General features: G+C 43.2%; 11 protein-coding genes and 1 riboswitch. Of the genes, 5 read left to right on the top strand and 6 right to left on the bottom strand.

The annotated features are described in order from the left end of the window. Nucleotides 1–278: 278 nt before the first annotated feature. Nucleotides 279–480, top strand: a riboswitch (cobalamin riboswitch). 163 nt (nt 481–643) lie between these two features. From metE to AC1DRQ_RS04395, 3 genes are all read left to right on the top strand, one after another. Further along, complete coding sequence (gene metE, locus AC1DRQ_RS04405; protein WP_477422511.1) at nt 644–2,950, top strand: 5-methyltetrahydropteroyltriglutamate--homocysteine S-methyltransferase; 2,307 nt, start codon at nt 644–646, stop codon at nt 2,948–2,950. Nucleotides 2,951–3,007: 57 nt separating this feature from the next. Beyond that, entirely contained in the window at nt 3,008–4,012 is a 1,005-nt protein-coding gene (locus AC1DRQ_RS04400) for a beta-ketoacyl-ACP synthase III (RefSeq protein ID WP_477422419.1), read from the top strand. Nucleotides 4,013–4,200: 188 nt separating this feature from the next. Beyond that, the gene (locus tag AC1DRQ_RS04395; protein WP_429395388.1) at nt 4,201–4,584 is read left to right on the top strand and encodes an acyl-CoA thioesterase; all 384 of its coding nucleotides are present in this window, start codon (nt 4,201–4,203) and stop codon (nt 4,582–4,584) included. A gap of 175 nt (nt 4,585–4,759) precedes the next feature. On the opposite strand, the gene AC1DRQ_RS04390 is transcribed toward AC1DRQ_RS04395, so the two are convergent. The 6 genes from AC1DRQ_RS04390 to AC1DRQ_RS04365 all read right to left on the bottom strand — a co-directional run bounded on the left by AC1DRQ_RS04390 (nt 4,760) and on the right by AC1DRQ_RS04365 (nt 10,106). After that, nucleotides 4,760–5,401, bottom strand: a complete 642-nt coding sequence (locus tag AC1DRQ_RS04390) for a porin family protein (RefSeq protein WP_477422417.1) — start codon at nt 5,399–5,401, stop codon at nt 4,760–4,762. Nucleotides 5,402–5,516: 115 nt separating this feature from the next. Continuing rightward, nucleotides 5,517–6,377, bottom strand: a complete 861-nt coding sequence (locus tag AC1DRQ_RS04385) for a YitT family protein (RefSeq protein WP_477422415.1) — start codon at nt 6,375–6,377, stop codon at nt 5,517–5,519. A gap of 355 nt (nt 6,378–6,732) precedes the next feature. Next, nucleotides 6,733–7,989: an aspartate kinase gene (locus AC1DRQ_RS04380; protein ID WP_477422414.1), complete on the bottom strand. Its 1,257-nt coding sequence runs from the start codon at nt 7,987–7,989 to the stop codon at nt 6,733–6,735. Next, nucleotides 7,990–8,796 (bottom strand): RsiV family protein, encoded by an 807-nt coding sequence (locus AC1DRQ_RS04375; protein ID WP_477422412.1) that lies wholly within the window; start codon nt 8,794–8,796, stop codon nt 7,990–7,992. Between the two features lie 3 nt (nt 8,797–8,799). After that, a complete protein-coding gene (locus AC1DRQ_RS04370; RefSeq protein WP_477422509.1) occupies nt 8,800–9,219 on the bottom strand; it encodes an N-acetyltransferase family protein in 420 nt (139 codons plus the stop codon). A gap of 200 nt (nt 9,220–9,419) precedes the next feature. Further along, nucleotides 9,420–10,106 carry a YggS family pyridoxal phosphate-dependent enzyme gene (locus AC1DRQ_RS04365; protein WP_477422410.1) on the bottom strand — a complete coding sequence of 229 codons (687 nt, stop codon included), beginning with the start codon at nt 10,104–10,106 and terminating at the stop codon, nt 9,420–9,422. A gap of 43 nt (nt 10,107–10,149) precedes the next feature. On the opposite strand from AC1DRQ_RS04365, the gene AC1DRQ_RS04360 reads away from it, so the two are divergent. Next, the gene (locus AC1DRQ_RS04360) at nt 10,150–10,827 is read left to right on the top strand and encodes a DUF4296 domain-containing protein (RefSeq protein WP_477422408.1); all 678 of its coding nucleotides are present in this window, start codon (nt 10,150–10,152) and stop codon (nt 10,825–10,827) included. Next, a complete protein-coding gene (locus tag AC1DRQ_RS04355) occupies nt 10,827–13,190 on the top strand; it encodes an endonuclease MutS2 (RefSeq protein WP_477422407.1) in 2,364 nt (787 codons plus the stop codon). Before AC1DRQ_RS04360 ends, AC1DRQ_RS04355 begins: the two co-directional genes overlap by 1 nt. The last annotated feature ends 140 nt before the right edge of the window (nt 13,191–13,330 follow it).

The following is a 13,330-nucleotide window of genomic DNA, read 5'->3' as shown; positions in this document are numbered from 1 at the left end:
TAGAAGATTATTTTTCAAATCACTTGCATTGTTTGTATCACATCCGTTACATTTAGGAAAATTATAAACCAAAATGCAGAAACACATCCTAATTGTTTATCTATTGGTTGCCTGTTGTGTGGCCGGTATCCTGATCAAATCTTTCGTGAAAAACAGGTATTTTAGAAAGAGTTAAAAGAAAATGCAAATGTGCACATCTCCAATCTGCACATTTGCATATCTGAAATCTGCACATCCGTATCAATCTATTCCCTATATTTGCCCTCAATAAAGTTCTTTACTTTTTTTCTGCATGAGGTTTCCTGCTATATTTAGGCAGGGATTAAAAAGGAACCGTGTGTAAATCACGGGCTGTCGCGCAACTGTAAGTAACACAAAAAATTGTTGCCTTTACCAGGTCCATTGTCTGCTTTAAGGCAGATGAGAAGGACGGCAACAATGTTACAAGCCAGGATACTTGCCCCAATGTATAAAGACAATGCTTTCGCGTTTTGAAGCAGTAGTCGAAGAAAAAGAATAACCGCAGGCTTTCACATGCTTGTGCGTTAAGCTTTTGCCTTTTATTACCATTTCCCGAAAGCATACCGAAAACCGTAAGGAGCATTAATTCAATTTAATGTTTAACCAAAAAAGTTTTATGCGTATGCTCAAAAACAATCTCGGGTATCCTCGTGTAGGTGCCCTCCGTGAACTCAAAAAGGCCAGTGAATTGTACTGGGCCGGCCTATCCAGCCGCGACGAACTATTTGCCGTTGCCCGTCAGCTCCGTATTGGCCACTGGCAAACCCAGGCCGAAGCCGGTATCGATCTGATCCCCTGTAACGATTTTAGTTTTTATGACCAGGTGCTGGATACATCGCTCATGTTGGGCGTAATCCCCGAGCGGTATACCCCGGTGTTAACACAAAACAGGGCCAATACCGAGATCGACCTTTATTTTGCCATGGCCCGCGGCTATCAAAAGGATGGCCTGGATATAACCGCCATGGAAATGACCAAATGGTTTGATACCAATTACCATTACATTGTGCCGGAGTTTGTACAAAATCAGCAGTTTAGGCTATTCAGTGAAAAGGTATTTGACGAATTTACCCTGGCCAAACAACATACCGGCACAACACCTAAACCAGTACTCATAGGCCCCGTATCGTACCTGTTGCTGGGTAAGGAAAAGCAGGCCGGGTTTGATAAGATAGACATGATCAAAAAGTTGGTACCTGTTTACATTGAAGTATTAAAAAGGCTGAAAAGCTATGGCGCGGTTTGGGTACAGCTAGATGAGCCTTTCCTGGCGCTTGATCTTACCCAAAAAGAAAAAGAGGCTTTTGTATATGCTTATAACGAGATCAGCAAAAACTGTCCTGGTATAAAAGTACTGCTCACCACCTATTTTGAAAGCCTGCAGGGTAATACCCAACTGGCTGTAAACCTGCCGGTAAGCGCACTGCATATCGACCTGGTACGTGCACCGAAGCAATTGGATGAGGTGCTTACCCTGCTGCCCGAAAAGCTTAGCCTCTCGTTAGGAGTAATTGATGGCCGCAACATCTGGAAAAACGATTATATCAGGTCGTTATCACACATCAAAAAAGCAATAGCAGTTATTGGTGAAGACAGGGTGATGATAGCGCCAAGTTGCTCCCTGCTGCATACCCCGTTTGATCTTGATCTGGAAACAGCCATCAACCCCGAAATAAAAAACTGGATGGCCTTTGCCAAACAAAAACTGAACGAGGTTAATGAACTTGCTGAAATTATTAATGGCGATAATGGCTTGTTGCAAGCCAATTTGCAGGCCATATCAAGCCGTAACCTGTCAAAACTGATCCACAAGCAGGAAATAAAACAACGTACTGCCGCCATCACCGATGCCGATGCCCAGCGTGATAGTACATTCGGCACACGTCAAAAAATACAACAGCAGCGCTTTAAATTACCCCTGTACCCTACAACTACCATAGGCTCATTCCCGCAAACAGATGATATCCGCTCGCTTAGGGCACGACTAAAAAAAGGCGAGCTAACCACCGCCCAGTATGACGAACAGATAGAAAAAGCCACCATTGATGCCATCCGCTGGCAGGAAGAAATAGGTCTTGATGTTTTGGTTCATGGCGAATTTGAACGTAACGACATGGTTGAATACTTTGGCGAACGTTTGGATGGCTTTTTATTCACCAAAAACGGGTGGGTGCAAAGCTATGGCAGCCGCTGTGTTAAACCACCGGTAATTTATGGCGATGTAAGTCGCCCGGCGGATATGACCGTGCGTTGGAGCAGCTTTGCGCAGGCCAATACCAACAGACTGATGAAGGGTATGCTTACCGGACCGGTAACCATACTGCAATGGTCGTTTGTGCGCGATGATCAGCCCCGTTCCGAAACTACCTACCAGATAGCCCTGGCCATCCGCGATGAAGTGGTTGCCCTGGAGCAGGCAGGTATTAAAGTGATCCAGATTGATGAACCGGCTATAAGAGAGGGTTTGCCATTGCGCAAAAAGGATTGGGCGGCTTACCTGCATTGGGCTGTACGGGCGTTTCGGATCTCGGCCAGCGGGGTGAGGGACGAAACGCAGATCCATACCCACATGTGCTACAGCGAGTTTAATGACATTATAGGTAACATTGCCGATATGGATGCCGATGTGATCACGATAGAAACCTCACGCTCGCAAATGGAACTGCTTGCCGCCTTTGCCGATTTTAAATATCCAAATGAAATTGGTCCGGGTGTTTATGATATCCATTCGCCCCGCGTACCTACGGTTGATGAGATGGTGAGCATGCTCGAGAAAGCATCGGCATTACTGCCGGCCGGTAATTTATGGGTTAACCCCGACTGTGGTTTAAAGACCCGCAGATGGCCCGAAACGCAAACCGCGTTGGTAAATATGGTGGAGGCTGCAAAACAACTTCGTAAGTTAGTTGTAGAAACAACAGTTTCCTGACAGGTAAAACAGGCAATTTCCGTATAATTGCCTGTTTTTTGTTGAATTTTAGTATTTATGAGATTAAAGAGTAGCGCGGTTATAACGGGTGTAGGTGGTTATGTTCCAGATAACATTTTGAGTAACAGCGATTTAGAAAAAATGGTTGAGACTAATAGTGAATGGATAGTTTCAAGAACCGGGATAAGAGAAAGAAGAATTTTAACCGATAAATCGCTCGCTACCTCTGATATGGCCACCTGGGCCATAAAAGATTTACTTAATAATACTAAAGTTTCTCCCGACGAAATTGACTGTGTCATCATTGCTACATCAACTCCTGATCACCTGCTGTTATCAACAGCCAGTATTGTTTGCGATAAGGCTGATTTAACCAATGCCTGGGCAACTGATGTTAATGCTGCTTGCAGTGGTTTTCTTTATGCTTTTACTATGGGCGCCAGTTTGGTTGAAGGCGGTCGTTATAAAAAAGTTATTGTTGTTGGGGCCGATCAGAACAGCGCCATTATAAATTACAAGGACAGGAACACCTGTATCCTTTTTGGAGATGGTGCCGGAGCAGTATTAATTGAACCAACAACTGATGATGTAGGTTTAATTGACAGCGTTTTTAAAACCGATGGCAAGGGCAGGGAGCACCTGTATGTACCTGCCGGTGGTTCTAAATGCCCGGCTACACCCGAAAGCGTTGCCGATCGCAAGCATTTTATACAACAGGATGGCCGTATAGTTTTTAAGGCTGCCATTAATGGTATGACCGATACCTGTACAACTATATTAAAGCGTAACGATCTTGACATTTTGGATATTGACTGGCTGATACCACACCAGGCCAATTATCGGATAATACATGCCGTTGGCGATCATTTAGGCTTACCTGCCGAGCGGGTAAAGGTGAACATTGACAGATACGGAAATACTACTGCTGCAACCATACCATTATGTCTTTGGGATTTTAAAGACGATTTTAAATATAACGACAACATCATACTAACCGCCTTTGGAGCTGGTTTTTCATGGGGTGCCACCTATTTAAAATGGGGAAAGCTGAGAACTGCTTAAGTCTTTAATACCAATTACCACTTGTTAATCAACGCGTCATTGCGAGGTACGAAGCAATCTCTACACAGGCAGGTCAATCATGCAGGTTTTATGCTTTTCTGTTTGCTCTGTATAGCTTAGAGATTGCTTCGTACCTCGCAATGACGCGTGTATTTAGTTTTTCCTGGAAAAACAACAAAATATCAAAAATGACAACAGAAGAAAGAATAAAAACATCCGAAACACGGATATTTAAAGCCGTGTTCCCTAATACAACCAATCATTACGATACCCTTTTTGGCGGTACCGCTATGCACCTGATGGACGAAGTTGCTTTTATTACCGCTACCCGTTTCACCCGTAAAAGGATGGTAACCGTATCGTCAGACAGGATAGATTTTACACGGCCTATTCCTGCCGGTACCATCATTGAACTGATAGGCAAAATATCTCATATTGGTAATACCAGCCTAAAAGTACAGGTAGAGATCTATATTGAAGAAATGTATTCCTTTGAACGCGAAAAGGCCATCACCGGCACATTCACCTTTGTAGCTATTGATGAGCATAAGCAGAAAGTAAGCGTATTGTAGAAGAGCTTAAAGCTAAAGGCTGAAAGCATAAAGCCAGTTAGTAGTTTGTGATACTAAAGGAAGAAAAGCGGGGCATGCCCCGCTTTTCTTCCTTTAGCCTTTAGCCTTTAGCCTTTAGCCTTTAGCCTTTAGCCTTTAGCCTTTAGCCTTTAGCCTTTAGCCTTTAGCCTTTAGCCTATTTTAACATAAAGGCAAGCCCAACATTCAGGCTTGCACGGGAATTACGCACAGCAGAATAGTCATTCATTTTAAATATGTCTGTTATGCCTCCCTGGTTATCATACTCAAGCAATAGTTTAAGGTTATCAGCTAACTTTATTTTGGTGCCAATTCCAAGTGTTAATCCAACATCTATATTTTGAAAGTAGTCCTTTACGTCAACACTAACATCGGTTGCCTTTGCACCGGCCAAATAACCGGCATAAGGACCAAAATTTAAATACCAATTACGTTTTTTACCAAAATGCCAGTTGGCCATAACGGGCAGCGTAATATAGTTCAGGTTATAGCTGGTAGAAAAAGTTTTGTTGTTTGCATCGCTAAAAAAACCATTACCCCAGCCCTTTTGGTCAAAAATCAATTTGGTTTTCAGGCTCCATCTGTTCGAAAAGTAAAAGTCGGCAGAGGCTCCGAAATTAAAACCAGTTCTGTATGATTGAACTCCGGGTATGTTTGAGGAGTTGGTATAACTATTATTGGTTACTGTAGAAACATTAAATCCTGTATTAAAGCCCAGTTCAACATCGCCCTTTTTTTGCTGTGCAAATGTTACGGTATAAACGCCAAGAATAATAATTGTGATAAGGATTTTTTTCATATATGATTTGGTTCAAGCCGCAAAGAAAATACTTTATTAGCGTAGGGCCTAAAGCTAAAAGTCATAAATGAAAAGCAAATGAAAATACTTACTTGTTAAACAAAAGTTTTCTGCATTAATGAAGTCCCTTGCGTTTTAGTAAACCACCCGTAGTATCATCAATGCTTTGCTGCACAATGAATGCTTTAGGGTCAATATCCAGAATGGTTTGTTTGAGCGAGGGGATCTCGAGGCGGGTGGCTACGGTAAAAACAATATCGCGTGGGTCATTGATATGTCCATCTTTACCATAGCCACTTTTACCCTGGTAAATGGTAACACCGCGGCCCAGGGTTTCGGTAATGGCTTTTCGTATAGCTTCACTATGGGTAGAAATAACCGTAATGCCTGAGTATTGCTCAATACCATTCAAAATAAAATCGATCATTTTGGCGGCAGCCATATAGGTAAGTATGGAGTACATGGCCGGTTCAACACCCAGAAAGAAGGCTGCAAGGGTAAATATCACTACATTGAGCAATAAAATAAAATCGCTCACTTTAAGCAGTTGCGTTTTTTTGCTTACTAAAACGGCGGCAATTTCGGTGCCATCAAGTACAGCCCCGCCCCGCATGGCCAAACCGCTGCCCGTACCTATAAACACCCCGCCGAAAATAGCGGTGAGTAGCTTGTCGTGCGTAACATCGGGGAAACTAATAACCGCCAGGCTAACGGATAATAAGCCAATAGCCAGCGTGCTTTTAATGGCAAATTGAAGGCCCAGTTTTTTGTAGCCGAGCCACAGGAACGGTACATTAATAAGAAAGATCAGGATAGAAATAGGGGCGGCCGTAATATCTGATATCAACATGGATACACCCGTAGCCCCACCATCAATAAAATGACTCGACAATAAAAAGCCTTTTAAACCAAATCCGGCAGATAATATTCCAATTCCGATCGTTATTGTATCTTTTATTGTCTTAATAGCGTTCATCCCCAAATATAGCAGATTAAGGCTAAAATGAGGCTGCTTGTTTGTTAGAAATGGATAAACCAGGTATAAAAGGAGACAAATGTAATGTGTCTCTACGGAATATTGCTATTAATTATGACCCCTCACAGTCGCTCGGCTGGAGCCAGCAGGTGTTCGGAAGATTGTAATCCCAGTATATATTCCCTCCCTTGGGAGGGGTGAAGTGGATTGTGGCAGGGAGGGGTTTATACATGCGATACAAACTTGCAATGCTTACTAAACCCCTACCTCCCCTTCCCCAGGGAAGGAATCGCACGGCCTCCGGGCTTTCTTTTATTCCTGCCAAGCGACTGCAAAATCCTTATTGTTCTGAATATTACTTCACCACCACCTGCGCCGTGTTCCTGCTGATCTGTTCCAATAAAATAGTTTTGCCTTCGGTTAATTCCTTTAGTGCGCTTTCAGTATGATGTCTTATGGTGATCAGGGTAAGCCCGCTGTTGTATTTTACTTTAAAATCTTGTTTAAAGTTGTCAAGCAGTTTTTCAAAACGCTCCTCATAAAAGTCAAAACAAACAGAAAAGCTCAGGGCCGATGTTTGCATCACGTTTACTTTTACCTGGCTTTGCGCAAACAGGCGGAAGATATCGCTCAGGTGATCTTCGGTGACAAAAGAATAATCTTTGGTGGATACCGACAGCAATACCTGGTTTTGTTTCAGGATGATCACTGGTTTTACAAACTGATTTATGCCATCTTCCTTGATTATTGTTCCGGTTGCGCCGGGATCAGTGAACGGTTTAACCAGCAGTGGTATTTTGGCGTTCTGTAACGGTTTTATGGTTTTTGGGTGGATAACACTTGCCCCGTAATAGGTCATCTCGATAGCCTCGGTGTAGGATAGCTCATCAAACTTTACGGTATCTGTAAAAAACTTAGGATCGGCGTTTAATATGCCCGGCACATCCTTCCAGGTAGTAACTGACTCGGCACCCAAACATGCCGCGAATATGGATGCGGTATAGTCAGACCCTTCTCTGCCCAAAGTCGTGGTAAAGTTTTCGGACGTGCCGCCTAAAAAACCCTGGGTTACCACGGCGCCTTTATCAAGCAATGCAGGAATATCCTTGCTGATGCTCTCCCTTGTTTTGTCCCATTGCACAACACCTTCGCGGTAAGTATTATCGGTATGGATATAGCCGCGTACGTCAACCCATTGGTTTTTTACGCCATCCTTATTCAAATAAGCGCTGATGATACGGGTTGATACCAGTTCGCCGATGGATACGATCTGATCGTAGATGAAATCATAGTCATCATGTGGTTCGTCCTCAATCATCCAGTCAATTTCAACAAAGGTATTGGCTATCTCATCAAACACGGGGTGTTTAGGTTCAAACAGTTGCTGCAATATATCAAAGTGATATTGTTTTATACCATCATAAATAAGGTGCATATTTTCGGTTTGATCCACATATGCGCGGGTCAGGTTTTCGAGCGCGTTGGTGGTTTTACCCATGGCCGATACCACGATGAGCAATTGATTTCCGGTATATTTTTTAACAACACTGGCCAAATTAATGATACCACCGGCATCCTTAACTGATGCCCCTCCGAATTTAAAAACAAGCATTTATTTAGCGTATTTGGTCACAACCGTATTTGGTCGCAGTAATGATTTGATTTGTGAATAGGGGATAACCAGCGTTGTGATACCCGCTGCATAAGGCTTAATTTCATACTGGTTATATATAAACTTAAGGCCTGTTGGTGTGATGGAAAAATTATCGTTCAGGGCGAATTTATTGTCCTTGAAAAAATAATCGTTTGCTAAAGATGCGGTATCGCTGAGTTTTTCATCCTTTCTGAAAATTGCCTCGGCAATGCTCTTTAATTTATCCTGGTAGCCGGTTCCAAAAAGATCATCTAAGGCGATATCTTTATTGGCTTTGGTATCCCAGTTAATAAAAAACGTAGCCGATGCACCATGTGCCCCGCCCTGATAGGAGTATCCGCCAACCTCCAATGTTGTAAGGCTCGAATCCTGTACCAGCACTTTGGCATAGCTGTTCAGCTCAAAATACATCTCAGATCTGGGGTCGCCTTTTTTAAAGTCCATATAGGCCTGCAAAAACTTTTTGCTCATGAGCGCCACACTGCTATCCGGCTTGCCATCCATAGCAAACATGCTGGTCAGCTTGCCCGCAACCGAATCATTCAGCGTTTTTTGACCGGTAAAAACCGGATATTTCACCTGTACCACCGTGCAGGAGCTGTCGGGTTTATCTCCGCAATCTGCCGCGCGCTCATGTATGGTTTTATAAGTATAAACAAGCGTATCGGTCACCACGGCCTCTTTTTGTTGTTTAGGCACACCCCATTGGCATGATGCAAGCGCGAAGCCAATAGCAACAGAACAAAGCAGGTATCTGGTTTTCATACTTTAATAATTTAGAAGCTGTTCTTTGGATAAAGATCCGTTAAGCCAGCCGGCTTCAATACTGGCCTCATATTTTTTGTAGAAGTTTAATGCCGGCTCGTTCCAGTCGAGTACCTGCCATACCATGCCGCTATAGCCAAGCTCTTTGGTCTCGGTAATTAACCGGTCGAACAATAATTTACCAACACCTTTGCCGCGATAGTCCTCGGTAACAATCAGGTCTTCCAAATATAAACGACAGCCTTTCCAGGTAGAATAACGAATGTAATAAACCGCAAAGCCTACTATAAGTCCATCAGCCTCGGCAACAAAAGCCTTCCATACCGGTTTGGCGCCAAAGCCGGCATCTTCAAATTCCTGCAGGGTAACGGTAACTTCTTCCGGCGCTTTTTCATAAAGCGCGAGCTCATTCACCAGTTCCATTAAACGCGGACAATCGTCCCGCTGTGCAACACGAATATTAAGCCCCCCGACCCCCTGAAGGGGGAGTTTTTGATTGATATGATTGGTTGTATTATCCATTTTTAGATTCGACATTTGGTTATTCAAACCAGCAAAACTTATTTTGTTATTTTTTAATTCTGAAAACTCCGGTTCCGGCAACCCGCAACTCGCACCCTAATCTAATTGTTTTTCCAGTGTTTAATAACCCGGCTGCCAAAAATAGTACTTCCTACGCGGATCATGTTACTGCCCTGTTCAATGGCCAGCTTATAGTCTGATGACATGCCCATAGATAGCGTATCGAAACTATCAATTTTCCTGAAAYAGCTTTGCTTTATGCCATCAAAAAACGTTTTCAGTTCGTAGTATTCATCTTTGATCTGCTTTTCTTTATCGGTATTGGTAGCAATGCCCATCAAGCCGCGGATGCGGATGTTTTTGAACATACAAAACTCTTCGGAGCGAAGCAGTTCAATAGCTTCGTCAAAGCCCAGCCCAAATTTGGTTTCCTCATCGGCAATATAAATTTGTAGCAGGCAATCAATCACCCGGCCGGCTTTTTCGGCATGTTTATTTATCTCGTGCAACAGTTTCAGGCTATCAACAGATTGTATCATGCTCACAAACGGAGCAATATATTTTACCTTGTTGGTTTGTAAATGGCCTATCAGGTGCCATTCAATATCTTTTGGGAGTTGTTCGTATTTTTCAACCAGTTCCTGAACAGTGTTCTCGCCAAACAGGCGCTGACCGGCGTCGTATGCCTCCTGCAGATCGGCTGCAGGTTTTGTTTTTGATACCGCCAATAAAGTTACACCAGGCCCCGTTTCTACTTTTAAGCTTTTGATATTATCTGCAATGCTCATTTATCCGTAAATTTGCTTAATTAATTAGCCGCTAAATTACAGAATGCATAAATATTTAATCTTGTTTTTTTCAGTTACGCTTTTTTTGTGTGCCTGTAAAAGTGACGGCGTCCCTAAAGGGATCATTAAACCGAATGTCATGACCGGTTTACTTACCGAAATTCACCTCATTGACGGCAGTTTATATAAGGGTTTGCAAAGCCCAGATACTTTATATAAATATGGCATGGGTAATTATCTTGCCGCGTTTGAAAGGTTTCATACCGACTCGGCCGCGTTTAAAAAAAGTATGGATTATTATTCAACTGATCCTGAAAAGTTTTCGGCTATATATGATCAGGTTGATGCCAGAATTAAGACCCTGTTAGATTCAATTAACCTGGTGCAAACAAAAATACGCCAGGCCGCAATGAAGGCCGACTCATTAAAGGCTGATTCAGTGAAAAAAGCGCAGAAAAAAATGTCGAAGTCGGAACTAAAGGCCGATTCATTGAAAAAGATGACGCAGCTAAAATTAAAAGCCACTCATACCGCCGATTCATTGAAAAAAGCGATGCGAAAAATGGCTAAAGCTCAAAAGGCCGATTCATTGAAAAAATCAATGCAAAAAATGACTAAGCCAGCTCAAAAGGCCGATTCAATTAGAAAAGCAATACGGCAAAAAAGAAAAACCATTCACATTGCCGATTCTCTTAAAAAGTTAAAACAAAAAACATCCTGATGCTTTACCCAAAAAATAGTGTTGATAAGCTGGGGTTTACCGAGGTAAAAGAATTAATAAAAGCGCATTGCCTGAGTGAAATGGGTCAGCAGATGGTTGACAAGATCCAGGTAATGAGCAATTACGATCAGATATATAAGTTTTTAAACCAGGCCAACGAGTTTAAAAATATACTGGTTAACGATGCCGCGTTACCCATTCATCATTTTTTCGATATCAAATCCCTGGCCAATAAAGCCCGTATTGAAGGCGTGTTTTTATCTGAGGAAGAATTTTACCAGGTGCAGGCCTCCCTGCAAACCGTGTTTGCAGTAATTGCCTATTTCAGCGAGCGCGAAGGGTTATATCCTAACCTCGAAGCTTTATTTGAGCACCTGCCTATTGAAAAAGCTATCCTGAAAAAAATTGACCAGGTTATTGATGCCAAAGGAAAAATAAGGCCCAATGCATCGCGCGAATTGCTGGAAATTACCTCAGGCATAGCCAAAGCTGAGCAGGAAGCCCGTAAAAAGATAGACCAGATATTTAAAGCAGCATCAGGAAACGGATGGACAGCCGATGGTTCCCTGACCGTGCGCGACGGGCGCTTGTGTATCCCATTATTAGCCGAAAACAAACGTAAACTTAAAGGTTTTATCCATGACGAATCGGCATCGGGCCAAACCGTGTACATGGAGCCCGAGGAGGTGTTTACGCTCAATAACCGGGTGCGTGACCTTGAATTTGAACGCCGCCGCGAGATAGTTAAAATATTAACAGCCCTTACAAACGAATTACGGCCTTATACGCCGCTTTTGTTATCGTACCATAGCTTATTAACCAAGCTTGATTTTGTACGCGCCAAAGCCTTGTTTGCCATTGATATTGAGGCCGAAATGCCGCAGGTGGTTAACGAGGCTAAGTTGAAATTGTTTAATGCCCGGCATCCGCTATTGTTCCTGAACTTTAAAACAGAGCAAAAAACAGTGGTGCCGCTCAATGTACACATTGATGAGGGTACCCGCATTATCGTGGTATCAGGCCCTAATGCCGGGGGCAAATCGGTTTGTATGAAAACCGTGGGCCTGCTGCAAATGATGGTGCAGGCTGGTTTGCTGATACCTGCAGCCGAAGCCAGTGTGGTAGGGGTGTTTAAGCAGCTTTTTGTTGATATTGGCGATGACCAGTCAATTGAGAGCGACCTGAGTACCTATAGCGCGCATTTATCCAAAATGAAAACTTTTGTGGAAGATGCCAACGGCAAAACGCTGGTGCTGATTGATGAGTTTGGTACCGGTACCGATCCGCAGTTTGGCGGGCCTATTGCCGAGGCCGTGCTGGAATCGCTTAACCATAAAAAGGTAAAGGGTATGGTAACCACCCACTATTCCAATCTTAAAATATTTGCCAGCAATACCGAGGGGATAGAGAATGCATCGATGCTGTTTAATAACGTAGAGATGAAACCGCTTTATCAGCTGGAAATTGGTAAACCCGGCAGCTCCTATGCTTTTGAAATAGCCCAAAAAATAGGTTTGCCACAAAATGTGCTCAACCTGGCCAAAAACAAAGTAAGCGAAGGCCAAAAAAAGGTAGATACGCTATTGGTTGACCTGGAGCGTGAGAAACGGGAGATATTTGAAACCAAACAAAAGCTGGATAAACAGCAACGCCGGGTTAACGAACTGCAAGCCGAGAACGAAAAGCTGAAAAGCTATCTGGAAGAAAATAAAAAGGTACTGATCAGAGAAGCTAAGGATGAAGCCAAAAACATCATCCTGAATGCCAATAAACTGGTGGAGAATACTATATCTGAAATAAAAAGCAGTAACGCCGATAAGGAAACAACCCGTAACCTGCGCGAAAACCTGAACATAGAGCTTAAAAAGAACACGGTTAAGGCCGAACCGGTAAAACCAAACCCGGTTGCTGATGAGGAACTGAAACCCGGCGATTGGGTAAAACTAACCGACTCAGAAACCACCGGGCAGGTGATTGAGCTGATAAAAGATAATGTAGTGATAGCCATTGGTGATCTGCGTACGGTGGCCAAAAAGAAACGGGTGATCAAAGTTTCCAGATCATCTGTACCAAAAGAGATCAGGAAAAGTTTCAACTCACATACCGGCGATTTTGCAAGTTTTAGTCCGGAGATTGATGTGCGTGGTATGCGTACCGAGGATGCCCTGCATGCCATTGAAAAACTATTTGACCGTGCCCTGATGATGGGATTTAACAACCTGAAAATAATTCATGGCAAGGGCGATGGTATTTTGCGTAAAATGATACGGCAATACCTTAAAAAGTATGATCAGGTTGACCGCCTGGAAGATGAACATGCCGACAGGGGCGGGGATGGGATAACTTACGCGTATTTGAAGTAAAAAGCGGGAGGCTTACATCAAGAGTCATTTGCGAAGCAGAAAGCCCCCTCTAAATCTCCCCCAAAGGGGGAGATTTTAAAAAGCATTTTAAAGCCCTCTCCTTTGGAGAGGGTTGGGTGAGGCACTTGCTTCATACCTTG

It is taken from the genome of Mucilaginibacter sp. P4_E8, from assembly GCF_056401495.1.
The sequence above is the reverse complement of the archived record's forward strand: the minus strand, read 5'-3'. Positions and strand labels throughout refer to the sequence as shown.

Coding starts and splice junctions, on each gene's coding strand:
- metE (WP_477422511.1), top strand. CDS start 644: ATGCTCAAAAACAATCTCGGGTATCCTCGTGTAGGTGCCCTCCGTGAA.
- AC1DRQ_RS04400 (WP_477422419.1), top strand. CDS start 3,008: ATGAGATTAAAGAGTAGCGCGGTTATAACGGGTGTAGGTGGTTATGTT.
- AC1DRQ_RS04395 (WP_429395388.1), top strand. CDS start 4,201: ATGACAACAGAAGAAAGAATAAAAACATCCGAAACACGGATATTTAAA.
- AC1DRQ_RS04390 (WP_477422417.1), bottom strand. CDS start 5,401: ATGAAAAAAATCCTTATCACAATTATTATTCTTGGCGTTTATACCGTA.
- AC1DRQ_RS04385 (WP_477422415.1), bottom strand. CDS start 6,377: ATGAACGCTATTAAGACAATAAAAGATACAATAACGATCGGAATTGGA.
- AC1DRQ_RS04380 (WP_477422414.1), bottom strand. CDS start 7,989: ATGCTTGTTTTTAAATTCGGAGGGGCATCAGTTAAGGATGCCGGTGGT.
- AC1DRQ_RS04375 (WP_477422412.1), bottom strand. CDS start 8,796: ATGAAAACCAGATACCTGCTTTGTTCTGTTGCTATTGGCTTCGCGCTT.
- AC1DRQ_RS04370 (WP_477422509.1), bottom strand. CDS start 9,219: ATGGAACTGGTGAATGAGCTCGCGCTTTATGAAAAAGCGCCGGAAGAA.
- AC1DRQ_RS04360 (WP_477422408.1), top strand. CDS start 10,150: ATGCATAAATATTTAATCTTGTTTTTTTCAGTTACGCTTTTTTTGTGT.
- AC1DRQ_RS04355 (WP_477422407.1), top strand. CDS start 10,827: ATGCTTTACCCAAAAAATAGTGTTGATAAGCTGGGGTTTACCGAGGTA.